Origin of the sequence: Alteromonas sp. MMG017 (assembly GCF_018100795.1) — a bacterium.
In the GTDB taxonomy this organism is placed as follows: Bacteria; Pseudomonadota; Gammaproteobacteria; order Enterobacterales; family Alteromonadaceae; genus Alteromonas.
Genome location: NZ_JAGJDY010000002.1, coordinates 354,602 through 380,364, shown reverse-complemented (window position 1 = coordinate 380,364; position 25,763 = coordinate 354,602). Strand labels below are relative to the sequence as shown.

The following is a 25,763-nucleotide window of genomic DNA, read 5'->3' as shown; positions in this document are numbered from 1 at the left end:
AAAACAGTTGAACTTGGAATTTGATAAATATTGAGCACAGTTATAGATTAACCATTTCTTTTATATTTACATTGTTAGGCTTTTAGTGACCTTTTGAAGGTCAAGCGGTTAGATTATGCTTGTTCTAGATTGGTTTTAGGTCATGAAATTACCGGAGGGGTACTTGAAATGGGGCGAGATGTCGAATTTATTTAGCCCGGTGACTAGTTTTCAGTACCCTTTAATATTGTCAGTGGCCGCTGTCGCAATTGTAAAGAGGGAAGAACAGGTATATGTCTAAATGTAAACCTTGCCCGTCCGGTTGCCGCTTAAAGCTCAATAGTTTGCTCTTGTCTAGAAGGTTCATGTAATCAACATGGGCTCCCTGATTATTTGAGCTAAGTTTATTAAGCTTTAGCTGATCTCGGTCTATACGAAGTATTACGGCTTTAAATCTGGAGTGTTTGTTTACGATAACGACTGGGTGACAAACCAGTGCGCTTGATAAAAGCTTGCCTAAATGCCCGTTCAGAATTGTAACCAATCATCTCGCTAATCTTGCCAATTGGAACTTTGCCTACCTGTAAAAACTGTGCCGCCTTTTGCATACGACAATCAATCAGATAATCGATGGGTGTTTGTCCTACTAAGTCTTTAAATATTCGCGCAAAACTCGCTCGAGACATGCCTACTTCTTTGGCAATTATACTGACGCTTAATTGTTCTTCACTGCGTGTATGCATTATTGCTAGCGCTTCGCCAATTCGCGGGTCAGATAATCCTCGCATCCAACTCATTTGGGTTAAATCTGCGGAGTTTAGATAAGAGCGAATAAACTCACCAAAAATCAAATTAGTGATATTCATTGCTGTTGCGCTGAAACCTGGCGTGTTGTGAGTAAGTTCCCGCTGGCAAAAAGTGTATGCTGCGGCTATCCATGTATCGAGCTGATTTCCCTTGGGGATCAGAATATAGGGAGGCAGTAATCTCAATAGTGAGTTTTGCTCCGGTTCATCTACTGTAAATGCCAAAGATAGAAGAGAAACAGAATTCGGGATATCACCAACTTTAAGATCCATTGGTTTATTCCGAATTTCTCCAAATTTTGGCAGTTCATTGGCTGCCCATATCTCTTCAAAACACTGCGGTTCACTGTCTAATGAAACTCCAAAGCGGTGTGCTCTACCACCTAAAATTAAGATTGAGTCACCCGTTTGTAAATGGCAGGGTTCGCTACCGTCAACTTCGATCCAAAAGTCTCTGTCGATATTGGAAAACACATAGGCAAAATTGGTTGGCAGCGCAGATAAATGTAAATGTATCGCGGGGGCTAACCTAAATGTGCCAATTGAATGCGAAAACACATTTAATGAGCAAAGTACATCACCAAGTAAGTCCATAATGAGAGTATTTAGCCGAAATGTGGGGCCTTAAAGTATATATTCTCCGTAATATAGAAACTACACTAAGTTACAAAATAATAACAACTATAGCCCATTAATAACTTTTTAATGCATGTTTGGTATATCAGCAATATACATTTGAACCACTAGTAAACAATGTGGGTTCGGATTTGAATCGTCGACTTTGGGCAGAGCATGAACTCCAAGTTAATGAATAATAAGATAGGATTATTGACATTATGTACCCATTTAAATACAAAACATCTATCGTACGAAACCGTTGGTATATGGCCGCTTTTTCTAACGAGATATCCCGTGAACCAATAGAACGCACGTTTTTGAGCAAGCCAGTTGTGATGTACCGTAAACAAGATGGTACTCCGGTCGCTATGTATGGCTTATGTCCGCACCGTTATTTTTCGTTAGTAAAAGGTCGGGTTGAAGGAGATAACATTGTATGTGGTTATCATGGCTTTAAGTTTGCCGATAACGGCGATTGTATTGAAATTCCCTCACAAGATACGGTTCCCCGTAATTTTTGCCAGCCAGTTTACCCTTTAGAAGAGCGAGGGCCAATTTGCTGGATTTGGATGGGGGACCTCGAAAAGTGTGATACTAACTTAATCCCTCCCTATCATGACATTGGATTAGATAATTCAGACTCATATTACAGTTCGGAAAATTACTTTCATGTTGAAGGCCGCTCGCAATTATTGGTCGATAATTTAATGGATCTAACCCATTTGCCCTACATACATCAGCAATTGGGTAAAGGGGGAGATACCTTGAAAAAAATTCCTATGGAGACCTTAGAGCGTGATGAAAGTTACCGAGTGCTCAGAAAGGGAAAAATGCCGTGGAACCCCTTCTTAGAAACGATTTATGGAAAAAAAGCTGAGTATGAGGGGTTAGCTGACTTTGTTCACTTGAGCGATTTTTATGGCCCAGAACTAGTCAAAACAAGCATCCCTTCTATCACCAAAATACCAGGTAGAGATGGTGTGCCTAAAGAGTTGGGTCATATGGCCATATTGCATGGACTGACCCCTGAAACTGAAACAACCACCCACTATTTTGGTTTTTCTACTCGTAATTTTAGACAAGGTGATAAAACATTAGATAAATTCCAATATGATTCTGAAATGCAAGTGCGCCAACAAGATGTTGATGCCATTGAAGATATGGAAAAAAGAATAGATCAAGCAGCGCTATTTCAAAGAGAGTTAATAGTTGGTGCTGATAAAGCAGCAATTCAGGCTCGAAGAAAAGTGGATGCAATGTTAGCGGCAGAAAACGCGGTGACAGGCCTTTAATAAGTATTCAATCTTTTACTATTCAAATGCGCCCAGTGCATAAGCTATTAGGCTTTATGAAGATACTGGACAATTTTAAGGAACTTGAGCTTCAACGTAAAATCTTAGGTTTTACGTTGAAGCAGGTCAGTGGCAATATTTGGTGGCGTGGTGGCGTGGTGGCGTGGTGGCGTGGTGGCTTGTGTGCTGGTTCTTCTTAGATGGCATTGAGACCAATAATGAATTGCCAGCTGACATTGCCATACCCATGAATAAATTAGCGGCCGAAGCAGAATTACATGAATCATTCCGTTTTTAGTTACTACTAATTAAATTTAGCCGCACTTTCGATGATCTTTTGCCTTAACCAACGGTGCATAGGATCATTTTCTAAGGTGGGGTGCCACATCATAATTTCTTTTAGCGGAGGTGTTTCAAAAGGTAATTTAACAATTTTAAAGAATTCACGCTGGGCATGCGTTTCGGCAAAGTGCTGAGGCAAAATGGCAATACGGTTGGTATTTAGCAAAGTATAAATCATGGTTGAAAAGTCATTCGTAAGTATCTCGACTCGACGAGTTATTTCCATTTTTTCGAACAACCAATGTTCAATACTCAAGTGGCTAGTACGGGCATAACCAACAGATACGTGGCCCAAAGAACTAAATTGCTCTAAAGTCAAAACATCATCGACCAGTTTATTATTAATATCTGCAATACACACCAATTCATCAGTAGTCAGTGGTGCACATGAATATATATCTAACATGGCAACTTCAGGGGCAATTGTCATGTCCGCGCCACCTTTGGAGAGGACATTTATTTCATGGGCAAAAGGTGACATAAACTCAAAGGTGACATTAGGTGCCAATTTTGCGACCGCCACTACAACATGTCGGAGCAATACCTGCACAACATAATCAGTAGCCACTATTTTGAAATGACGTTCACTTTGCTCAGGATTGTTGGCTTTTTTACCAATGATAGAGCCGCGCACAGTGGCGAGTACACCAGCAATTGGTTCCTGCAATTCTAAAGCAAAAGGTGTTGGCTGCATCTTTTTGCCAATCTGTACTAGTAAGTCATCTTCAAAAAAGGCTCTTAGTCTAGACAAGATGCCACTGGTTGCAGACTGGGATAGGTGTAATCGTTCTGCACTACGGGTGATATTTTGCTCTTCAAGCAATATATCTAAGGCTACAAGTAAATTAAGGTCAAGTTGTTCAAATCGCATATTATTTTCTCATAGAAAAGCCAAGCCAAGCCATTCACCAGACATTCAGTTGTAAAATATTTTGAGAACTTTAGGTATCCAGTTTTCTGATGGTTGCCATCTAAACATTCAATTTTTTGAATTGCAAATAAAATATTAACATTGAAACTCAATTTAATTGATTAATTTTTAACAATTTTAACTGGGTCTAATCTATGAAATTAGCATCGCTAAAAACCGACCATCCAGATGGCAAACTAATTATCGTTTCACACGATCGGGCCCTTTATGTGGATGTGAGTGACATTGCAGCAACAATGCAGTCGGCTCTAGAAAATTGGTCAAGCTGCTGTGAGGCCTTAACCGCAAGGTATCAAAGTCTTAATAATGGCGAAGCAAAAAGTGCGGCGGTGTTTGCTGGACAATCTGTTCTTGCTCCTTTACCTAGAGCTTGGCAATGGCTAGATGGTTCCCTTTTTCTCAATCATGGTCATTTAATGCAGCAAGCATTTCATCTTGACCCTATCGCTGACGCAGACAAATTTCCGTTGGTGTATCAAGGTGCTGGTGACAGCTTTCTTGGCGCTAAAGACGACATAGTGGTCGCAGATTTAAAACACGGTATCGATTTTGAAGGTGAATTTGGTGTGATTGTGGATGCCATTCCAATGGGCTGTTCTGCCCAAGAAGCGCTTTCGAAGATTCGCCTAGTGGTGCTGCTTAACGATATTAGTTATCGAGCCCTTGGCCCACGTGAAATGAAAACAGGCTTTGGATTTGTGCAAGCAAAAGGGGCGACGGCGTTTGCTCCTATTGCACTAACCCCAGATGAACTTGGCGAGCATTGGCAGAATGGTCGTGTGTGTTTGCCCTTACAAGTAACTCGCAATAGTGAAGCATTTGGCCAACCTGATGGGCAAGAGATGCACTTTGGTTTTCATGAACTGATTGCTCATGTGGCACAAACCCGTCCGATTAATGCGGGCACAGTTTTTGGCTCAGGTACAGTATCAAATGCTGACCCATCTAAAGGACAAGCCTGCATTTCTGAACTTCGCGCAAAAGAAATGATCCAGCACGGCGCGCCACAAACGCCTTTTATGCAACAAGATGAAGTGGTTGAGTTTAATGTCTTTGATACTAACGGTAACAGTCTATTTGGTGCTATCGAACAGCGCGTTACAGCCAGTAATAAAAGTGAGAACCAATAATGTTTAACCCAAGAAATTTTACCATTGTCGACTTGTCCGTCACCCTAGACAACAACCCTTATACCGATCCTCCGCCTCTATTACCCAAAATTGAATATACCGATCATCAAGAGGGTTGGCCAGAAATGGGCGCTATGTTTCCCGGCCTAACTAAAGCACAAATGCCGGGTGACGAAGCATGGGCTGCAGAACGCTTGGATATAACCACTCATAGCGGTACACATATGGATGCACCTTGGCACTACGCATCAACAACCGACGGAGGAAAACCAGCTTTTGGTATCGATGAATTACCTCTTGAATGGTGTTTTCAGCCAGGTGTGAAATTGGACTTTAGGCATTTAGCAGATGGCTACGTTATCACTGCCAAAGATGTGGAAGAAGAGTTAACACGCATTGGGCATGAGTTGCAGCCATTAGACATAGTGGTGGTCAATACTCGCGCAGGTGAACTGTTTGGGCAGCCTGGTTATCTTGATGCAGGGGTGGGCATGGGCCGTGAAGCAACCATGTACTTATTAGAACGTGGCGTAAAAGTGGTGGGTACAGACGCATGGAGTTGGGACGCCCCCTTTAAATACACCCGTGAGAGATTTGCCGAATCTGGCGATGCTTCTATTATCTGGGAAGGCCATAAAGCAGGCCGAGATATCGGCTATGGGCAAATGGAAAAACTCAGTAATTTAGAGACTTTACCGTCAACGGGATTTTTAATTAATTGTTTCCCTTACAAAATTAAACACGCATCTGCGGGCTTTTGCAGAGCCGTTGCATTAATCGAAAAATCATAACATTTGAAATTTTGAGCATTCATTTTGAATCTCCAAAATTGAGGAAAAATTATGTTTAAGTACTTTCCAACAAACTACGTATGGAATTTATCAGTCAATTTAGCCATAGAAATGGGCGCACGTATCGGTGAGATAGAGGAAATGTGTGGTCCGTTACAAGACGCTGCAAAATCACCAGATAAAGAAGGTGTGCAAGCCTTTAGAGACACCTGGGCCAAGATGGCTGATAAACTTTGCGGCTTAGCAGAAGAAGATTTGGCTAAAGGGCGCACCTTATCAGCAGGCTATAAATATAATCGTGCAGCAACCTACCTTATTACCTGTGAGCGTATTCAAGCTCATGGAGCCCCTGGCAGAACAGAACTTTATAAAGATTCACTTGAGCTTTTCCAAAAGTCTATTGAGCTTGGTAAAGAAAATTGTGTGCGTGTTGAAATCCCTTATGAAGGAAAACACCTGTCAGCACTCTATGTGAAAGCTGAGGGAGTAGAAGGCCCAGCGCCCCTCCTTATTCAAGTTAACGGTCTTGATTCATCTAAAGAAATGAAATATCGCGTGGGGTTACCCGCATGGTTAGCTGAGCGCGGCGTGTCATCATTAATTTTGGATCAGCCCGGCACAGGTGAAGCGTTAAAATTACAAGGTTTTCATGCTCGTTATGATACTGAACATTGGGCCAGCCCAGTGGTCGATTGGCTAGAACAACAAGAAGACGTGGATAGCAAACGAATTGGTATGGAAGGGGTGTCTTTGGGCGGTTATTACTGTCCTCGTGCGGTTGCCAACGAACCTAGACTTGCCCTAGGTTGTATTTGGGGCGCTAACCATGACTGGCGTGATGTGCAAAAGCGTCGCCTAGAGAAAGAAGGTGACTTCCCCGTTCCCCATTATTGGGCACATGTCCAATGGGTGTGGGGCGCCAAAGATATGGATGACTTCATGAATATTGCTGAAAACGTGCATCTTGATGGTCAGATTGAAAAAATTAAAGTGCCTTTTTTAGTTACTCATGGCTTGAAGGATTCGCAAATCCCCCTTAAATGGGCCGAGCGCACCTACGAGCAATTAGTTAATAGCCCTAAACGCGAACTTAAAATATTTACCGAACGTGAAGGTGGCGTGCAGCATTCAAGTTTTGATAACAGTTCGAATGCGGGTTCTTACATCGCTGATTGGGTGGCTGAAACCTTTAACGAATTAAAAGAAAAGTAGGAGTCCTATTATGAATATTATCGGACCAGACAAACTTATTTTTGCTGTCGACGATGTCACCGCGTGTAAGCAGTTCGCCCTCGATTATGGACTAACACAGCAAGATGATGTCAACTTTGTCGCCCTTGATGGCACAGGCATTGAAATTCACAGCAAAGATAACGCCTCACTTCCCGAAGCTCTTAGCACCGGCTCTATGCTGCGTAAAACCCTTTATGGTGTTGCTGATAATGCAACAGTAGATGCAATAAAGGCCGAGTTGTCAAAAGATAGAGAAGTCAAAACCTTGGATGATGGCAGCATCGAAACGATGGATGACATGGGATTCGTATTAGGGTTTCAAGTGACTATTCGTCAAGCCCTCGACTTGCCAGCTGAAACCATTAATGCACCGGGTGCACCGCCTCAACGAGGAGTGAATGAAACAGGTGTCAGCAAAGAGTTTGTGGCTAAACCTCGAAGCTTGTCTCATGTGGTTTATTTTGTGCCTGATGCTGTTAAAGCTGAAGCCTTTTTCGCTGAACGCCTTGGCTTTGTGACTACCGACCGATTTAAACATATGGGGCCATTTATGCGCCCTGCCGGCACAAATGACCATCACACCTTATTCTTTTTAAATACGCCGCCGCACATGCAAGGTGTCGAGCATTTTACTTTTCATATGAGTGGCCCAACAGAAGTCGCACAGGCAGGCAATGCCTTGGTTGAAAAAGGTTACCAGAGTTTCTGGGGACCAGGTCGTCACATCTTTGGCTCTAATTGGTTTTGGTATTTTAAAAGCCCCTTTGGTTGCAATATTGAGTATGACGCAGACATGGACTTACATGACGAACAATGGGTTGCACGTGAAGCCATGCCTGGTGCAGATAACTCTCAAGTATTTTTATTGCACTATGAAGAGAAGTGGGCGCCAGGCGGGCCACCTCCGTCTAAAGCGTCCTAAGTCAAATGAGTAGAGTACGCTTAGGTAATATTGGTGATATTGCCGATGGACAGGCCAGAGGATTTGACCCTGGTTGCACAGGTCAAGATAGCTTGTTTGTGGTGCGAAAGGGGGGGCTGGTATATGCCTATTCAGATGTCTGTCCGCACTACGGCAGTACGTCTTTGCCCTGGAAGCGGCATCAGTATTTAGATGCCGCTTGCAAATACATTGTTTGTGCCGCCCATGGAGCTCTGTTTGATATAGAAAATGGTCTGTGTATTCAGGGGGCTTGTGAGGGCCAATCGTTAGCAAAGATAGAGGTCGAGGTTAACGCCTGCAATGACATGTGGGTTGACCTGAGAATAATAGAGGAGTTCAAATCATGAGCCCATGTGTGAATAAAGTTTTGATTGTTGGTGGTGGTTTTTCAGGTATGTCTGCTGCCATTGAGCTACGTAAAAATGATATCGAGGTCGATTTAGTTGAAATTGATCCTAATTGGCGAACAGATGGTGCGGGTATCAGCATAGGTGGTGCCACATTACGGGCTTTTAAAACGCTAGGTATATTAGAGGACTTTTTAAAAGTGGGCAGTGCCCATAGTGGTCTGGATATACACGCTCCCCATGGCGTGCATTTGGCTCATATTCCTACGCCAGTGATTGGTGATCCAGATATTCCTAATTCGGGGGCCATTATGCGTCCAGCTCTGGCAAAAATACTAGCAGAAAAAACCCGACAGTCAGGCTCCAATGTTAAGCTCGGTTGCACCTTCACTGAAATGACTCAGACAGAGAATGGTGTAGACGTTACCTTTGCCGATGGTACATCACAAAGCTATGACTTAGTGATTGGCGCAGATGGCATGTTTTCCCAAGTACGTAAGACTCAATTCCCCGAAGCTGAAGAGCCTAAATATGTAGGGCAAGGAATTTGGCGTGCGGTACTACCTCGTCTTCCAGAAGTAAAAAACACTATGATGTGGGTCGGACCTCATTTGAAAGTAGGGGTAAACCCTATGTCCAAGGACGAAATGTATCTATTTTTGACTGAAGACAAAAAAGAACGTCAACACGTTGAGCCCGCTGATTTCTTAGAGAAGCTTAAAGCCTTAATGGCGACTTTTCCCGCCCCAATCATTCAGCAATTTAAAGATATGATGAACGAAGATTCACTGATTGATTTTCGTGCTATAGGGAAATTACTTGTGCCTGCTCCTTGGTATAAAAATCGTATCGTACTTATTGGTGATACGGTACATGCAACAACACCTCACCTAGCATCTGGTGCTTGCATTGGTATTGAAAGTGCCATTGTCTTAGCAGAAGAATTATCCAAAAATGTGAGCCTGGAAAAAGCACTCGCCACATTTCAAGACCGTCGTTGGGAACGTTGTCGTATGGTGGTGGAGAATTCGGCTCGATTAGCTCAAATTGAAATAGAGGGCGGCGATAAGCAAGAGCATACACAAATTATGCGCGAATCAATGATGGCCTTGGCTCAGCCAATTTAAAACGGCTATTTTAATGCCAAAAAGGACAAGTGCCTTTTTGGCTCATTTTATGTCACGTATAGTGTTATTTTCTACAGTGGTTCAAATGCGTTAATTTGTTTTAGGTTTTTATTGAGCTAAGGTAATACCTAATGACGACCTCTAAATCTGCCTTTGATATACCACTCAAGAGCAATTTTTCTCTAAAGCCAACCTAGGTATTTGGTCATGAAGGATTTCTCTTGGTCGAGTAGGTCGCACAAATGAAGAGAGCCTATCTTGTTCACCTTTTCAAAAATAACATATGTCGATGCTTGCAGTCGTTTGCTGCGTAGAATGATGCCATATTTTATTCGTGCAGTTTAGTCAGCATTTGAAGCTGTAGTGTCCGGGTGTTGTTATTCAATTATTTATATTTAATAGGTATCAATGCCACTAAATAGCTAAGTCAAACACTATAATTAACTTGTATGTGAGAAATGGGTTAAGCCGATTTAATGTATCTAGGAACGCTATTATTACCGACTTAAAATACGCCTTTGTGAGCACTGCAAAACGAATCCATCTGCCTGATAATATTGATTAATTACCTCAAATCGGATAATGCGATAATCAACTATTATAGGAAGCGGTAGCACTCCAGACTTAAGTGCTTTTCTTACCTAATAATCACTGTATCTCACAACTGCCATCACTTGCTTGTCCATGCCTAAGATAATGCGCTTTCGAGAGACGACTTGGGCTATTGCCTCTTTTTACTTCTTCAGTTTGCGAACACCATTGATGCCGAACTTTTCTCCAATATCTTCTAAGTCATAGTAGAGCTTACGACAGCCATACACATTGCCAGATTGAGCAAAATGCCACTTCGACTAAGGGATAGTGGTATCGCCTATATAGATAGTTAATATCAAAATATTCGATTTTATCAATTCCTACATTTGTCCTATGTTAATCATATGAAACAAAAACGTTAAATAAGCACTATGTTTGCTATTAAATTTTAACATCAGGCTGTTTTATAGCATCGAACACTACATATACGAGTTTGGCACAGCAATAATTATTGGGGACGTCACATGAAACTAAAAAAACTATCGTTATATTTTCCGCTTCTGGCATTTTCAGCACTATCACTTCAAGCTGCAGCTCAAGAGACTGCAAACCAAGAAGTAGAGGCTGACGAAAGCGCTGCCATTGAAACAATTATGGTCACGGCTCAACGAAAATCTGAGTCGTTACAGGACGCGGCTGTACCAATGTTAGCGGTTAATCAGGATTCACTGACTCGTCAAGGTCTTGATTCTGGTCAAGACCTAGGCAGGCTTTCTCCTTCATTAGGGATAAGTCCTGGTGGTGGCCCACTGACAAGTATTTTTGTACGTGGGGTAGGGGCGTTGACAGTCAACCCTTTGACTGATGCCGCCGTTGCGCAGAACGTCGATGGGGTCTATCTAGGGCGTTCTAGTGGTGCTGCGGGACAAGCGCTTTTCGATTTGGAACGGGTTGAGATTCTAAAAGGGCCTCAAGGTACCCTATATGGACGTAACGCAACGGGCGGTGTTGTTAATTACATCCCTGTAAAGCCTCAGTTACGTGAAACCTCAGGTTACGCTCAAGTTGAAGTAGGCAATTATTCAAGATTAGGTTTCCAAGGCGCTTACAATGCACCGATTGGCGATGATGCAGCGCTCAGATTATCAATTAACTCGTTACAACGCGATGGTTACTCTGACGATGGCACTAACGATGCCGATACGTTTGCTGTTCGAGCTCAAGTTTACTATGAACCTTCTGATGATTTTAACATTCGTTTTGCCGCAGATTATTCTGAAAATTCAGGGATAGGCCAAGGCGGTGACCTGATAGGTACGTTTAGTAATGACTCTGGCAGTCTAACTGATTTTACTCCTTCAGGAATTGCTCTTTATTCTGGCCCTACCTCAGATGAAGCTAACGACATTCGAACGGGTGTGCTGCACACACCATCGTTTGCACCATACAAACCGTTAAATATTGACGACTTAGGTCAGGATCTTTCATTTTCAGGCTTAATGGTTGAATTAAATTACACGACTGAATTAGGTACATTAAGTGTGATCCCCGCGTACAGAAAATCAGACCAAGAGTACACATTTATTGGTCCTGGCTTTGCACCCGCTAAAACGAGTGAGGAAAACGAGCAAACGAGTATAGAGACCCGCTTTACAACTGATTTCGAAGGTCCCTTTAATGGTATTTTAGGCGCATTCTATTTTGACGAAGAAATTCAAACCAGTGGTGTGTTCGCGCAGAACTATGCTTCGCCAATCCAAAATTATGAAAATGGTGGCGACTCATGGGCTATATTTGGTCAGGGAACATATGACATATCGGAAACGTTTCGTATAAATCTAGGTTTGCGTTACACGGAAGATAAAAAGTACGTTGAGGGTATTAGTGATACGTTTGTTACCTTCTGTGGTGGTGCGCCGTCTAGCGGTAACTTCCTAACACCGCCAGCAAGTTTTGGTAACGGTTGTGCCTCTGGTGCTATGCCAGCTCACCCTATCACTTCAGATCGGGATGAATTCATAGCGTACTTTGTGAATGAAGGATTAATTGCACCAGACTCAGTTGCGACAGTACCTGGCATGGGGCCTCCTCCATTATATAACTTAACAATTCCAGGTGGTATTACTCCTCAAATAGGCACAATAGCAAATGTGGGTGAGGGATTCATAGAGGCGGACTTAGATTACAGCGAAACGACATACCGTATTGGCCTAGAGTATGACGTGGCCGAAGACAATTTATTGTACGCAACTTTCGAAACGGGTTATCGCGCAGGTGGCGTCGATTTATCTGCAGTATCGCCTACCTATGACCCAGAGTATATTGATGCATTTACCATAGGTTCGAAAAATCGGTTTTTAGACAACACCCTTCAACTTAACTTAGAAGCATTTCACTGGAAGTATGATGGGCAGCAAGTTACTTATTTCACTACATTAGATAGCGCATCGTCGTTTCCGATTGCTAATGGTGACTCAACCATTCAAGGTTTAGATGTGGATATGATTTGGAGAGTCGGCGTTGACACCACGATAAGCGGCAATGCTCAATTCTTAGATTCGACCTACGACTCGCTGACGCTGGTATCGGACCCTGGACGAGGTCGGTTTGGATGTGCATCAACAGGTGTAACAGGTGCAATCGAAAGCTATGATTGTTCTGGAGAAAGCTTATTGTATTCTCCTGATTTCGGTGCTGGCATGGCAATAAACCATAATATTGAGTTTGACGAACATTATTTGTCTTTGACTGCACAGGTTTCTCATCGTTCTGAGCAAGAAACTAATTTCTTATTTGTCGATGCGACAGAAGCAAAGTCTTATACAACGCTAGACCTAGATGCCACGCTTATGTCTACCTCAGGCGATATTAACTGGGCTATATCTGTGTTTGTTCGCAATGTGACCGATGAGTCATTTGTGGCTAACTCAAATGTCAACAACCGAGGGCTAACGTACGCTATTCATAATCCACCTCGTACCTTTGGGCTTCGTTTAAGAGCAAACTTCTATTAGGACCGGCGCAAGAGAGTCGCAATAAATGTTAGCCGCGAATTCTTAGCATTAAAATTGGGCTGTAGGCCTGTTAGTAAAAAACCCCGATTATCGGGGTTTTTTTACATACTAAAAATGTGTTCGAAGAGATACATTAAATTGTTTTTGCTATATCAATAATCAATTGTCTTAACCAGTTTAACCCTGCATCATTTTCACGACTTCGATGATATTGCATGGTTTGCATTAACGCCGGAATTTCAATTGGAGGGTCCATAATTTTGATGGGAAGTGATTGGCTCACAAACTGTGCTAGTCGGCTATGAACAGTGGCAATTCGCTGCGTTCCTATGATAAGTAGTGGCGGTGCGAGCAAGTTTGATGTGGTAATTTCGACCTTGCGTTTGATGCCATAATTACTCATAAACCAACCATCAAAAGCTGGAGAGTGATTTTTCCCATAGCTCACTGCAACATGACCAGCCGATTGATAATCCTCAAAGGTGATTTTGTCACCAATAGATATGTTCCCTTGCCAGCAAATACACTTGTAGCCCTCCTGATAAATTTCGTCGTAGGGGTGACCTTCTAAGGTAAACTGACGAGGGATTATCATTAAATCAATATCACCTTTATCAAGCAGCTCAATGTTACCTATTGTTGATAACTCTAAGCGAATGTTGGGTGCTTCTTCAGCTAATCGACTAATGACCTTTGGCATTAACACCATGGTGGTTAATTCAGATGCGCTAATATTATAACTACGATCCGCACTTTTAGGGTCAAATTTTTGACGATTGATGATGGTGTTTTCCATTTCTATAAGGATGCGGCGTACTGGCTTTTCCAGTGTCTCAGCTAAAGAAGTGGGTACAAGTTCTCTACCTACAAGAACAAATAGATCGTCATCAAAATATTGGCGTAACCGAGATACCGCTGAGCTCATTCCTGATTGGCTCATATTAATACGCTCACCTGCTCGGGTAATGTTGCGCTCAGTAATAAGTGCATCTAACGCAACTAACAAATTTAAATCCAGTCCTTTAAAGCGCATTCACACATCACCATCATTTTTATCGCTACCAAAAGATGATACCAATCTATTTTAAAGGAGCTTTGCCGTCAATCAACCAGTGGATTCAAATATTGAAAATAAAATTAAGGTGATGAATTTAAAGTGTTTTTTGGTGTTTTGGGGCGTTATTTTTTATTGCTTATAATACCATCGAATTTACCGATACCAACTAGCGTTGATAAGGATTGGTGAGTCTTAATAGGCGCTGATATATTACATCAGAATCGTAAAGGCATTAAAAATAGTAAGGTTTTAAGCGCTGCGCTTAGAACGCGTATTTAGGTTTTTTTTATACTGATAGTTTTCAGAACAAGTCATAGAAGACAAGATGTATGAAGTCTTGACGTTACTAAACAACAGGGTAAACAAAGCTTACTAAAAGTATTGAATAGAGGAATATTAAATTATGTATCCATTTAAATATAAAAGTTCAATCGTGACTAATCGTTGGTATATGGCGGCGTTTTCAACAGAGATAACTCGGGAGCCAATGGAACGTACCATGTTGAACAAACCTGTTGTGATGTATCGTAAGGAAGATGGCACCCCTGTTGCTATGTATGGCTTATGTCCACACCGCTATTTGCCTTTAGTTCAAGGGCGACTTGAAGGTGATGCCATTGTATGTGGCTATCACGGCTTTAAATTTGCTGATAATGGCGATTGTATTCAAATTCCTTCACAGCCCAAAGTCACAGGTAGAATTTGTCAGCCGGTATACAAAATTGTAGAAAAAGGTCCAATCTGTTGGATATGGATGGGTGATGAAGATAAATGTGATATTGATTTAATTCCTCCATATGAAGATTTTGGATTAGACCAGCCTGGGTGGGAATTTCATTCCGAAAATTACTTTCACCTAGAAGGTCGCTCGCAATTATTAGTCGATAATTTAATGGATCTTACCCACCTTCCTTATGTGCATCACCACATATCAGGTAAAGATGCGATGGCCGATATACCTATTAACACAGAAGAGCGAGAAAGAAGTTATCGCATAACGCGAAATGGCAAAGCACCTTGGAACGATTATTTCAAGATGGTATTTGGTCCAGAAGCAGAATTCGAAGGGCTCTGTGATTTCATGATAAAAAGTGACTTCTTTGGTCCAGAATTTATGTCAACAAGTTTACCTATTGTTACAGCTGTCCCTGGTAAAAGCGAGGTTCCAAAGGAGTTGGGTACACTGATGATCCTCCACGGCGCAACCCCAGAAACAGACAAGACCACTCACTACTTTGGTTTTTCCACACGCAATTTCAGATTAGGGGATAAAGATTTAGATCAATTCCAACTTGTCGCTGATCAAAAAATTAGAGGCCAGGATCAAATTGCCATCAATGCGGTAGAAAAAAGACTAGATTACGCCGTAACTCAACAACGAGAACTCTTAGTGGGGGCAGATAAACCAGCGGTCCAAGTTCGTAGAAGAATTGAAGCTATGTTAGCCGAGGAAAATATCCCTTTAGAAGACGCATAGATATCAGCACGTCTCGCAGAAACTGTCTCATTACCGTGCAGGGGCCATCCATCATCAAGGTCCATTGGCACGGTTTAGTTTAGTTGGAGTTGCAGGCGTTTAAGTATTCGTTGGCGGGCTACGTATATTGTTGGGATGGCGTACCCGTACCGTTTTTGCTATCTGGCCGTTGCTGACTTTATATTTCATGCAACAAAAGATTTGTCCCCTATAGTCAATGAGGGAGAGCAAACAATCATGTTCTGTTTTGAGTATTTTTACTTCATCTTCTCAGGCCAAGGAGCATTGGCATTAGATAATGTCATCAAAACTGAGCTAAACCGCACAAAAACCAATTAGGTTGTATTTATCTAGTTTGCTTTAGGCAAAATATGTAGACCGAGGAAAATTATGTTTGAAGTTGTTATTCAGAAGAAAACGCAAGAGACCCCTAATATTTCTAGCTTTGAGTTGGTGCGTGAAGATGGTGGGAAATTACCCGTTTTTGAAACAGGTAGTCATATTGATGTGCACCTTGGGGAAAATCTACTGCGTCATTATTCTCTGATTAATCATCCACAAGCTGAAGCTTTTTATAAAATTGCAGTGTTAAAGGATGCTAACTCGCGGGGCGGCTCAATTAGAATGCATAATGAGCTTGCGGTAGGAGATAAACTGATTATTTCTGAACCACGGAACCTGTTCCCGCTCAACGTTCAAAGTAAGAAAGTGTTACTTTTTGCTGGTGGTATTGGAATTACCCCTATTATGTCAATGGCAATAGAACTTGATAGTCATGGCATAGATTTCGAACTCCACTATCGAACACGTTCGAAATCTGAAACCGCTTTTTATCAGCAACTATCCACTTGTTCGTTTGCCTCCAAGGTGTTTTTTTCTTTTTCAGATGAAGAGGAAAACAATACGGCGACAATCAATCAGGCATTGAAAAACTTTACCGAAAATACCCATTTGTATACATGTGGGCCAGTCGGCTACATGGATTATATATTTGATATTGCGAAGTCACATTCATGGAATGAGCAAAACCTACATAAAGAAATTTTTAAAGTTGAACCTAAAGAGTCACACACTGGGGATATACCTTTTAAACTCATTTTAAGTCGTTCTGGTTTAGAGATAGATGTTGCATCCGATCAAACAGCGCTAGAAGCCATTGAAGATGCTGGTGTTGAGATCGATATGTCCTGTGAAATGGGAATATGTGGCGCTTGTTTAACCGCTGTAACAGATGGCGTTCCCGACCATAGAGATGAGTTTTTATCTAGCGAAGAAAAAGCTAAAAATGACCAATTTACACCTTGTTGCTCAAGGGCATTAACAAGTACGCTAACGATAGACTTATAGCTTTTAGTGTTATGGGATTTTGGTGGCTTAATCCCATTGAAATACCCAAATGATTAACGTTAGCAAACAATGCACTAGTAAAGAAATTGGAAGATTTCAGAGCCAGCAACATGGAGTCGTTCAATTCAAAACAGTAGCCAACTTATTTAAGTTTGACTAATTTATCGAAAAAATTTAGTGCATCGAGGTTCACTTTTTTGAGTCAAACGAATAGCCTCTGCAAGTCGTATTAATAGATAGGTTTGGATCCTACACTTAGGATCCGTTGTCTTCCCTTTTTGCAATTTTATGCTCATCTTCAGAGACGCCGAGTTTCCAATAACTTGAGGTATAAAAATGACTTTTAGGCAGTTCAAAGGTGTTGCGCAAATACTTACGAATTGCTTTCATGGTGTTGAATTCACAGGCAACCCATACGGATAAATTACCTTCAAATGAAGGCAATGATTTGATGCGTTCAAGTAAAGGCAAAACTTCCGTATTAGCGCTGGGTTTATTAACAACCCAAATTAATTGCACATTGTCAGGATGCACGAGATCTTGTATATCAGCATCATCAACTACTTCTAGCACTGCATAACCTTTTGTGTCTTTTGGTAATATTGCAAGATTGACACTAATAGCCGGTAAGGCTGTCATATCACCACAGATAATTACCCAATCTGCATCTTGGTTAAGCAGTTTTTTAGGACCAGGCCCGCCAACAATAATCTTATCGCCGACTTTAGCACTTACTGCCCATGAAGAGGCTGGGCCTTTCACTTCATGCAAAGCAAAATCAACATCAATCGAATTCTCTGTTTGGCTACGAACGGTGTAGGTTCTCATCATAGGGCGACCGCCATCGGCCCTTGGAAAAATTAACTTCACGTAAGCGCTGTCTTGATCTGCGGGAAAGTCACTCATCTCCTCGCCGCCTAAGGTAATACGTAACATATTAGGTGTGATATATCGGCTGTTGATCACAACTAAATTTCTTGGTGCGGGCCTAGTAGCCATAACATTTTCCTTTTAAATAAAATGAATTAACGAAAAATCTTTTTGGGTGTAAACAGCAAACCTTCGTTTTCCAAAATCTTAATCGCTTCATCATCACGGGCAATTGCCCTTTTTACAGCGGGTCGTTGTTCCATTCTTTGCGCATGAGCGCAGTAATGAGCAAACTTTTCAACAGGGTAACCAGCCCCTTGAACACGCCAAAAACACCAAAAAAGATAGGCATCCATAGCTGACCATTGATCTTGATACCACCATTGCCGATCAGCTAACTGGTTATCAATTAAGTGAAAAAACTCATCCATGGCATTAAAGGCAATGTCTTGCACTGTCTTTGCATTGTCGTCGCCTGCAAAAAATCCTGGCATTCTTATACGTGTGACCAAAGGGTGCAGTGTTGCAGAACAAAAACACAGATCGGCAATCTGTTTTGCAAAGTCTAGGGCATTGTTAGTTGCAGGTAACAGTTGACCATGTAGTTGATTCAAATAGGTAATAATGGCGACATTTTCAGTAAGCGTCTGGCCCTTGTAGATAAGCGCAGGGACTTTTCCTTTAGGATTTTTCAGTTTAAATTCAGGAGATTTATGCTCACCTTTCATAAAACGCACAACACGAGTTTCAAATTCAAGTTCTAATTCTTCTAACACAATGGCACTCACACGAGCACAACTGCCTGGCGACATATAAAGAACTATATTACTCATTCTGAAACTCCCAGAGGGTTAATGCTTGGACCATAAAATGCTTACTTTACTAAAGTACGAGCATAGCGAATTTGGTTCACTAACACTATTCGTCTATTTTCATAGTACCTATCAGCAATGCCAATAGTTAGTATCTAATAAAGCCAATTTTAGCAGCAGTTTGCATGAGGTAATCTTGATTTATATTTTCTAAAATAAGTCGGAAATAACATGATAGAGCTTTACCACAATGACATGTCTGTCTGTGCTCAGAAAGTGCGCCTAGTGCTAGCGTACAAACAATTAACTTACCATAGTGTGCATATGAATTTGCGTGCAGGGGAACAATTCACCCCGGAATTTTTAAAAATAAACCCGAAAGCGGTCATTCCAGTATTGGTCGACGATGGCCACATAATTACCGAATCAAATGTTATCTGTTATTACCTTGAAGAAGTATTTTCAGAAGCGCCTTTAATGCCCGAATGCCCAGTTAAAAAAGCGGAATTGAGGGTATGGTTGACCCGATTAGATGCAGGGTTACATGAGCAAATTGCGGTTATTAGCTTTTGCCTTGCCTTTCGTCAACAAATATTAAAACGTTATACAACAGATGACGCATTAGAGTCGTTTTTGGCTAATATCCCAGACCCTGCTCGTAAAGTTCTGATGCGGGATATGGTCACCAATGGCACTGAATCTCCCCGTCTAAATTTGGCTATTTATGCTTACAAAAAATTACTAAAAGATTTAGCCAGTGCTCTTGAAAGTAACCACTGGATATTGAATTCTGGTATTAGTCTCGTCGACTTTGCTTTTTTACCTTATATTGAGCGTTTAGAACAATTACAGCTTAAAAGTATGTGGGCTGATTACCCGCAAATTGATGCATGGTTGACTCGGGTGCAAACCACAGATGCATACAAAGTTGGTGTTCTTGAATGGCACAACGCAGAATATATACAATTAATGGCATCGGCAGAAAAACTTTCTATGCTCGATTAATTAGCGGCTTACTGCCCGAATTAACACTCAAACTTGGGGATGATAGTTGGTAACCTGTTTCAGATTGACGTTGGCAACCGTCACAATCAGTCAGTACTTGGTAGGATACTAGCGATGTCACGCATTTTTGTAACGATAATTTGCAAATACCTTTTCCCGATGACGCAGCACCATTAGGTGAGCCGATAAGCGAAGACTGTTCATTCTCAAATGTATGGTCCCCCCAAAAATATAAAGTGATACGAAACTCCCAGCGATGGTGTGGCTCTATAGTTTTGGTTTTGATAATGGTGGCGCGTATCCCGCAGTTGTAATTATTTTATCGGGACGTGAATTACATATTGCGACCATGTTTTATTTAATCTTTTACTAATCCGTAGGGCTAATTCGGACATACATTCAATATAGTTGTCCAAACGTTCTAATCTACTCGACAGCTGTCATGTCCGCTAATATCCCATGGAGCATCTATGAACCACGTTTTTATTAAAAGTATATTTATTGTTCTCATCCTATTTTGTTCAAATTCATTGGCAAGTTAGGTTATGAAAGCTAACCATTAATAATCGCAGAGACTAAACTAGGAAAAATAGAGGAATGCCGGTTAACAAGGTGGGGATTTTCTGTGGCGTGCTCTACGCTAAAAAAACTGTTATCAATAAGTGACATTTTCAAGCGCTTATGGCAGAACTATTCACTCTGATACCGTTAGTTAGACATCGTGTCAGGCAAATCCCCATCAATGGGGTGCACAGTCATTACATTGATTATGTCATCATGAGTGTGTGCTATTTGCCTGTCGTTTCAAATAGGATTAGTGATTAACCAATCCTTTAGCGCCCTTTATCTTAGTTAAAGCCATAACAACACCGATAATCGATAAACCTGCATATACTATTAATACGTTTTCGAGTCCGCCTACTTTGCTTTCCAAAGCAGTAGCTATGATAGGCGCGGTAAATTGCCCTAAGAAAAATGCGCCAGTCCACAGGCCAGTTCCACGTCCTAAGACATTTCTAGGTAGCACACTAAGTATCCAGTTCAGCATGGTAGGTAATAACATGCCAAAACCGAAGGAGGCTACAAAGATGGCTATGCTGGTGAATATTAGCGCTGTCGAGAAAGCGGCACCTATATAACCAATGGCCGATAATGTTAAACCGATGCTAATCAACCTAGGGCCAGAAGCTCCTTTAAATTTACCAAATGCCATTGAACCTAAAGCCATACCAATGTTCGCTGCAGCTCCTATTCCACCAATTATTGCAGGTGATACTTCACTTGCTAACGCTAAAATCGCTCCAAGTTTAACCATAATAGTGTAGAAGACAACACCCACAAAAAGTGTAATAAACAGTAAGGGTAAAACACGTGACCAAGGTACTTTGGGCGTATCTAAACTGACTTTCTCATGGCTTTTTATTGGTTCATAAAGGATAAAAGCAGCACATAGTGCGATTGGAATGGCAAGCAGATAAAGTAAGAACGGTCCCCGAGAGCCAAAAAATTCACCTAATAGCCCACCTATAGCAATCAGTACAATAGCACTTAAACTTACACACGCTATTTGGATAGATACCCAACGTTGCCGCGCTTTACCTTTAAAATAGTCAGCAATTAGCGCGGTTGCTACTGTCATTATAGCCGCTTCCGCAATACCCAATATAACTCTTGCGATAATAATCTGTGTTAGGTTGGTTAGAAAATAAGGTACTAAACCAATAATCGCGTAAATCAAAAGTGCTGATATCAATACTGGCTTTCTACCCATCTTATCTGAAATCCAGCCTGCTAAAGGCGAAAATAACGCAACACATAGGGCTGGAATAGTTAGGGCGATAGGAACTAAAAACGCTGATCCTTGAACATCAGAGAACTCTTTCATCAATAGAGGCAAAATAGGAATTAGAGTAATAATTGCCATTGGCGGCATGATAGCTGCCAGAATAAGAATAATGCCGTGTTTAGCAGAGGCTTGATTATTTGTTGGGTTTACATCAGCGAGGTGAGTCGACATAAAGGTATATCCAAATGTTTTTACTAAGCCTCAATACCCTTTATTACATACATTAAACGATTGTTTTCTAGAGTAATGCAGAATTCAAGTACTAACACTAAGTAGGCTGGTTAAAGGTTTATGTTAAAAGCATGTTGTATATTTGTATATATTAAAAATGGATTAATCTGATTTTAACTATCATGAAAACTGATAGTAAATAGTTCAAAAGTATTTCAATAACAGCTTAATTGTATCTATAAAATCAATTATCACGATAGTTCCTTGTAACGTATAGTTAATGAAGTGTTAAATAAGTGTTGGGCTTTGTGGGCTTTGTGAGCTTTGGCATTTAACTAATTATTATGGCGGTGAAAGAAGCGCCATTTGCAGGACCTATAAATAGGAATTATTAGAGGATAAATTAATGAAGCTGTCGAAAATTATTGTTAGTACACTTATTGGTGCGAGTATTTTTAGTCATGTTTTGGCGGCCAGCGAAACAAATACAAAAAATGAATGGATAACTCTGGGTACAATGGCTGGACCTATTCCTAATGCGACTCACTCACAACCAGCAAATGCCTTGTTAGTTAATGGAAAGACCTATTTAGTCGATGCGGGCGACGGGACGGCTGGACAGTTAGCTAAAGTCGGCTTGAATATTAAAAAGGTTGATGCAATTTTTTTAAGCCATCTTCATTTTGACCACACTGGCGGACTTCCTGCTATTTTGAGTTTACGCTGGCAAACTGAAACTAAAAGTGAATTAACTATTTACGGGCCTCCGGGCACAAAACAAACCGTAGATGGGATATTTGCTTATATGACCTATGGCGCATTAGGCCACTATGGAGTACCTGGTCAAGTGCCCCCGCCGCCAAGTAGTCATGTTAAAGTGGTAGAAGTAACAGATGGTTCACGCATTGATTTTGATGGATTTAACCTCAGTGTTATCCGCAATAGTCATTACAGCTGGCCAAAAGGCAGCGAGGAGTACGATAAATTTCAAGCCCTATCATTTAAGTTCGAATTGACTGACTATAGCGTTGTGTATACTGGTGATACTGGGCCGAGTGAAGCGGTTGAATTGCTCTCACAGAACGTTGATCTATTGATTAGTGAAATGATGGACGTTGAACATACAGTAAATTTGGTAAAACGCATGAACCCGATGATGCCAGCCAAAGCTCTTGGCCACATGCAGCAACATTTGTCTAAACATCATTTAGTACCGGCTGATGTAGGTCAATTAGCTACCAAGGCTAAAGTCAAAAAATTAGTGGTAACACATATGGCACCTGGTTTAGTGACACCTGCTGAATTTGAAAAATACACCAATGAAGTAGCTGAATTTTATAAGGGTGATATTACTATCGCTAACGACCTAGATCGTTTTACCTTGCAAAAATAAACTTGGGCAGTAAAACCAATTATCTAAACATAATTCAGGTTATTTGATAAAACATCGGGGCTGGCATTATTGCTTTCCCGATGTTTTTACATTTAGACTATTTTATTGCAAATCTTCACCCTGTTGACGCCCCTTAAAGCAAACGCACGGTAATAAGTATATTCAAGCGCTGCATAAACCATATCTGGCATCTTAATCATGCTATCGAATTCTCCAGTTTTTAAGGTGCTTTGGGAGCAAGGGGGTGTTCTTGTTTAATAGCTCGATCAATTAACCGTCGCGCCTTTACGCCGCCTGCATCAATATCCAGCTTCAGCAATTTGCGATCAGGATGCAGCAGGTTTTGCTGCTGTTTCTCTAATACTTCTAAATCTTCAGAGAAAATAACCCCTTGACCTTCACGAATAGAATCCGTTAATTTTTGATCTTGGGGTTTAAAGTTACGCGCCATACCCCAGAAATACCAAATTGATGTGTCGCTTTCCGGCGTAATAAAATCAACTACTATACTGCTGGCTTTGAATGCTTGTGGGGCGTGATATCCGCCTAAGCCTGCGTGAGCCACACCCACTTCAATCATAATATGGCTAGGTAAATCGAAACGGCAGATTTGCCAGCGGTCCACTTTTACGTCATCGGCCAAGTCATTAGCGCGAAGGGCGTTTTGCCAAAAAGGCGGTGCATACACATCATCCATAAAGCGACTAGTTACTACTTGGTTGCCTTCCACTTTTGTAGAAACCGGCGCTTCGTCTATTTCTTTTTGGCCAATGCTTGAGGCATGTACATAGGTTTCGTGGCTGAGATTCCCACCGCAGAACGTTTAGGTATTTCGCGTACCCCAGTACGCATTGCTTTTCGTGCACTGGCTCAAGAAGGTTTGCTTGAAAAGTTGCCTCGCCGCGGTTATCAGGTGAGGAACTTCACCCAGGCTCAAATAGTAGATTCTGTGGAAGTGCGAGGCGTACTTGAAGGTTTAGCGGCAAGGCAAGCGGCAGAAGTTGGGCTGAGTGAAAGCACTAAAGAGCACATACAGGCCTGTTTGCTAGCCGGTGATCAATTATTTGAAAATGGCGTGTTAGCAGAAGCAGATGTTGAAAAATATCATAAAATGAACATGCGTTTTCATGCATTAATTATTGCCGCTAGTGGCAACAGTGCTATTAGTGCGGCCTTAGCGCTCAGTGAGCATCTACCTTTCGCCTCTGATAGCGCCTTGGCCTTTAATCCTAAACAAATGCAGCAAGAATACCGACGATTGTTTTATGCTCACACTCAACATCATGCCGTATTTCATGCTTTGATAAATGGTCAAGGTGCTCGTGCAGAAGCCCTGATGAAAGAGCATGCACATGCTACTTTGGCCTATTCAGCGCTATTTGATAAAGAATCAGCCAGAACTGTCATGTAAAGTTTTCAATTAATGGGGGAGCGTCATTTAAATTTGAGGATAAGGCAAGCCCACATATTGCATTGCAATAACCCGTTGGCCGGCTTCATGACTCAGAAAAAAGTCTAGTTCAGACTTCATAAAGCGTTCAAAAGTTTTCTGATCTAAACTGTTTGCTTCTGCGGCATCATCTTTAAAATCATGCAACATATTGCTCATCCACCAAGAAAAACGTTCAGCATGCCACACTCGCTCTAAGGCTAATTCAGAATACCTCTGACTGGCGTTTGCTTGATTCTCAATATACTCTTGGCATAATAAACGAGATAAAATAGCCACGTCAGAGGCTGCTAGATTTAAACCTTTGGCACCCGTTGGGGGCACAATATGCGCGGCATCGCCAACTAAAAACAATTTACCTAATTGCATCGGTTCACAAACAAAACTACGCAGTGGTGCAATACTTTTTTCGATACTAGGGCCGGTGACTAAAGCCTTGGCAGACTCTTGTGGCAAGCGATTTTTAAGCTCATCCCAAAATCGTTGATCGCTCCAATCTTCTACCTTATCAGTTAACGGCACTTGCAGATAATAACGAGAACGCGTTGATGAACGCATACTCGCTAACGCAAATCCACGTTCAGTTTTGCAATAAATTAATTCATCATCAACTGGTGGCGTGTCACTCAATATGCCAAGCCAACCAAAGGGATAAACCCGCTCAAACTCCTGACGTTTTTCTTCCGGAATACTTTTACGTGACACACCATGAAAACCATCGCAACCGGCGATATAATCACATTCTAGCTTGTAAATTACAGCGTCCTGCTCAAATGTGACTGTGGGATTTTCGCTTTCGATATCATGTAAAAGCACATCGCTAGAACTATAATAAGTGGCTAGCGCTTTTTCTGAACGAGCATTCATTAAATCTCTTGTTACTTCGGTTTGGCCATAACACATCACCGTTTTGCCTTGGGTAAGTTTATTTAAGTCAATGCGATGGGGTTTACCGTAATAACTAATGGCAAAGCCGTCATGCACATGACCTTCTTGGTCCATGCGTTCGCTTACTTCGGCTTCACGCAACAAATCAACCAAACCTTGTTCTAATATGCCGGCACGAATTCGACCAAGCACATAGTCGGCCGATACCCGTTCAATGACCACATTGTCTATGCCCTGTTTAGCGAGCAGTTGCCCCAGTAACAAACCCGAAGGTCCAGCACCAATGATGGCAACTTTAGTTTTGATTGATTTCATTTTTAGTCTAACTCATTATCTCTTTTAGCTATCATGGCTAATAAA

22 protein-coding genes are annotated in these 25,763 nt (G+C 41.5%); 14 read left to right on the top strand and 8 right to left on the bottom strand.

Annotation, left to right across the window (positions count from 1 at the left end; translation table 11 throughout):
* Positions 1 to 428: 428 nt before the first annotated feature.
* Positions 429 to 1,379 (bottom strand): AraC family transcriptional regulator, encoded by a 951-nt coding sequence (locus tag J8L84_RS04070; RefSeq protein ID WP_211069570.1) that lies wholly within the window; start codon positions 1,377 to 1,379, stop codon positions 429 to 431.
* 242 nt (positions 1,380 to 1,621) lie between these two features.
* Here J8L84_RS04070 and J8L84_RS04065 point away from each other — a divergent pair, with 242 nt between their 5' ends.
* On the top strand, positions 1,622 to 2,695 hold the full coding sequence (locus J8L84_RS04065; RefSeq protein ID WP_211069569.1) for an aromatic ring-hydroxylating dioxygenase subunit alpha: 1,074 nt from the start codon (positions 1,622 to 1,624) through the stop codon (positions 2,693 to 2,695).
* Positions 2,696 to 2,837: 142 nt separating this feature from the next.
* Positions 2,838 to 2,993, top strand: a complete 156-nt coding sequence (locus J8L84_RS04060) for a hypothetical protein (RefSeq protein WP_211069568.1) — start codon at positions 2,838 to 2,840, stop codon at positions 2,991 to 2,993.
* Positions 2,994 to 2,999: 6 nt separating this feature from the next.
* On the opposite strand, the gene J8L84_RS04055 is transcribed toward J8L84_RS04060, so the two are convergent.
* Positions 3,000 to 3,908 carry a LysR family transcriptional regulator gene (locus J8L84_RS04055; protein ID WP_211069567.1) on the bottom strand — a complete coding sequence of 303 codons (909 nt, stop codon included), beginning with the start codon at positions 3,906 to 3,908 and terminating at the stop codon, positions 3,000 to 3,002.
* A 194-nt stretch (positions 3,909 to 4,102) separates the two neighbouring features.
* Here J8L84_RS04055 and J8L84_RS04050 point away from each other — a divergent pair, with 194 nt between their 5' ends.
* The 7 genes from J8L84_RS04050 (at position 4,103) to J8L84_RS04020 (ending at position 13,087) form a co-directional block, all read left to right on the top strand.
* A complete protein-coding gene (locus J8L84_RS04050) occupies positions 4,103 to 5,098 on the top strand; it encodes a fumarylacetoacetate hydrolase family protein (RefSeq protein WP_211069566.1) in 996 nt (331 codons plus the stop codon).
* Positions 5,098 to 5,889 carry a cyclase family protein gene (locus J8L84_RS04045; protein ID WP_211069565.1) on the top strand — a complete coding sequence of 264 codons (792 nt, stop codon included), beginning with the start codon at positions 5,098 to 5,100 and terminating at the stop codon, positions 5,887 to 5,889. The genes J8L84_RS04050 and J8L84_RS04045 overlap by 1 nt, the downstream gene beginning before the upstream one ends.
* Before the next feature lie 51 nt (positions 5,890 to 5,940).
* Positions 5,941 to 7,101, top strand: a complete 1,161-nt coding sequence (locus J8L84_RS04040; protein ID WP_211069564.1) for a prolyl oligopeptidase family serine peptidase — start codon at positions 5,941 to 5,943, stop codon at positions 7,099 to 7,101.
* Between the two features lie 10 nt (positions 7,102 to 7,111).
* The gene (locus J8L84_RS04035) at positions 7,112 to 8,044 is read left to right on the top strand and encodes a VOC family protein (protein ID WP_211069563.1); all 933 of its coding nucleotides are present in this window, start codon (positions 7,112 to 7,114) and stop codon (positions 8,042 to 8,044) included.
* A gap of 5 nt (positions 8,045 to 8,049) precedes the next feature.
* A complete protein-coding gene (locus J8L84_RS04030; RefSeq protein WP_211069562.1) occupies positions 8,050 to 8,412 on the top strand; it encodes a Rieske 2Fe-2S domain-containing protein in 363 nt (120 codons plus the stop codon).
* Between the two features lie 8 nt (positions 8,413 to 8,420).
* Complete coding sequence (locus J8L84_RS04025; protein WP_348771803.1) at positions 8,421 to 9,539, top strand: FAD-dependent oxidoreductase; 1,119 nt, start codon at positions 8,421 to 8,423, stop codon at positions 9,537 to 9,539.
* A 1,058-nt stretch (positions 9,540 to 10,597) separates the two neighbouring features.
* On the top strand, positions 10,598 to 13,087 hold the full coding sequence (locus J8L84_RS04020) for a TonB-dependent receptor (protein WP_211069560.1): 2,490 nt from the start codon (positions 10,598 to 10,600) through the stop codon (positions 13,085 to 13,087).
* A 133-nt stretch (positions 13,088 to 13,220) separates the two neighbouring features.
* On the opposite strand, the gene J8L84_RS04015 is transcribed toward J8L84_RS04020, so the two are convergent.
* Entirely contained in the window at positions 13,221 to 14,120 is a 900-nt protein-coding gene (locus tag J8L84_RS04015) for a LysR substrate-binding domain-containing protein (protein WP_211069559.1), read from the bottom strand.
* 457 nt (positions 14,121 to 14,577) lie between these two features.
* Here J8L84_RS04015 and J8L84_RS04010 point away from each other — a divergent pair, with 457 nt between their 5' ends.
* Positions 14,578 to 15,621: an aromatic ring-hydroxylating dioxygenase subunit alpha gene (locus J8L84_RS04010; protein WP_317350025.1), complete on the top strand. Its 1,044-nt coding sequence runs from the start codon at positions 14,578 to 14,580 to the stop codon at positions 15,619 to 15,621.
* Positions 15,622 to 16,011: 390 nt separating this feature from the next.
* The gene (locus J8L84_RS04005) at positions 16,012 to 16,968 is read left to right on the top strand and encodes a PDR/VanB family oxidoreductase (protein ID WP_211069557.1); all 957 of its coding nucleotides are present in this window, start codon (positions 16,012 to 16,014) and stop codon (positions 16,966 to 16,968) included.
* 255 nt (positions 16,969 to 17,223) lie between these two features.
* Here the strand turns inward: J8L84_RS04005 and J8L84_RS04000 are convergent, their stop codons facing one another.
* Entirely contained in the window at positions 17,224 to 17,967 is a 744-nt protein-coding gene (locus J8L84_RS04000; RefSeq protein ID WP_211069556.1) for a siderophore-interacting protein, read from the bottom strand.
* A gap of 26 nt (positions 17,968 to 17,993) precedes the next feature.
* The gene (locus tag J8L84_RS03995; protein WP_247670575.1) at positions 17,994 to 18,650 is read right to left on the bottom strand and encodes a glutathione S-transferase family protein; all 657 of its coding nucleotides are present in this window, start codon (positions 18,648 to 18,650) and stop codon (positions 17,994 to 17,996) included.
* Between the two features lie 231 nt (positions 18,651 to 18,881).
* On the opposite strand from J8L84_RS03995, the gene J8L84_RS03990 reads away from it, so the two are divergent.
* Complete coding sequence (locus J8L84_RS03990) at positions 18,882 to 19,655, top strand: glutathione S-transferase family protein (RefSeq protein WP_211069554.1); 774 nt, start codon at positions 18,882 to 18,884, stop codon at positions 19,653 to 19,655.
* Positions 19,656 to 20,469: 814 nt separating this feature from the next.
* On the opposite strand, the gene J8L84_RS03985 is transcribed toward J8L84_RS03990, so the two are convergent.
* Complete coding sequence (locus tag J8L84_RS03985) at positions 20,470 to 21,672, bottom strand: MFS transporter (protein ID WP_211069553.1); 1,203 nt, start codon at positions 21,670 to 21,672, stop codon at positions 20,470 to 20,472.
* Positions 21,673 to 22,078: 406 nt separating this feature from the next.
* Between J8L84_RS03985 and J8L84_RS03980 the strand changes: the two genes are divergently transcribed.
* Positions 22,079 to 23,065, top strand: a complete 987-nt coding sequence (locus J8L84_RS03980; RefSeq protein ID WP_211069552.1) for an MBL fold metallo-hydrolase — start codon at positions 22,079 to 22,081, stop codon at positions 23,063 to 23,065.
* A gap of 220 nt (positions 23,066 to 23,285) precedes the next feature.
* Here J8L84_RS03980 and J8L84_RS03975 read toward each other — a convergent pair whose 3' ends face one another.
* Entirely contained in the window at positions 23,286 to 23,822 is a 537-nt protein-coding gene (locus J8L84_RS03975; RefSeq protein ID WP_348771809.1) for a hypothetical protein, read from the bottom strand.
* Between the two features lie 24 nt (positions 23,823 to 23,846).
* Here J8L84_RS03975 and J8L84_RS03970 point away from each other — a divergent pair, with 24 nt between their 5' ends.
* The gene (locus J8L84_RS03970; RefSeq protein ID WP_211069551.1) at positions 23,847 to 24,476 is read left to right on the top strand and encodes a GntR family transcriptional regulator; all 630 of its coding nucleotides are present in this window, start codon (positions 23,847 to 23,849) and stop codon (positions 24,474 to 24,476) included.
* Positions 24,477 to 24,503: 27 nt separating this feature from the next.
* On the opposite strand, the gene pobA is transcribed toward J8L84_RS03970, so the two are convergent.
* On the bottom strand, positions 24,504 to 25,718 hold the full coding sequence (gene pobA / locus J8L84_RS03965) for a 4-hydroxybenzoate 3-monooxygenase (protein ID WP_247670549.1): 1,215 nt from the start codon (positions 25,716 to 25,718) through the stop codon (positions 24,504 to 24,506).
* Between the last annotated feature and the right edge of the window lie 45 nt (positions 25,719 to 25,763).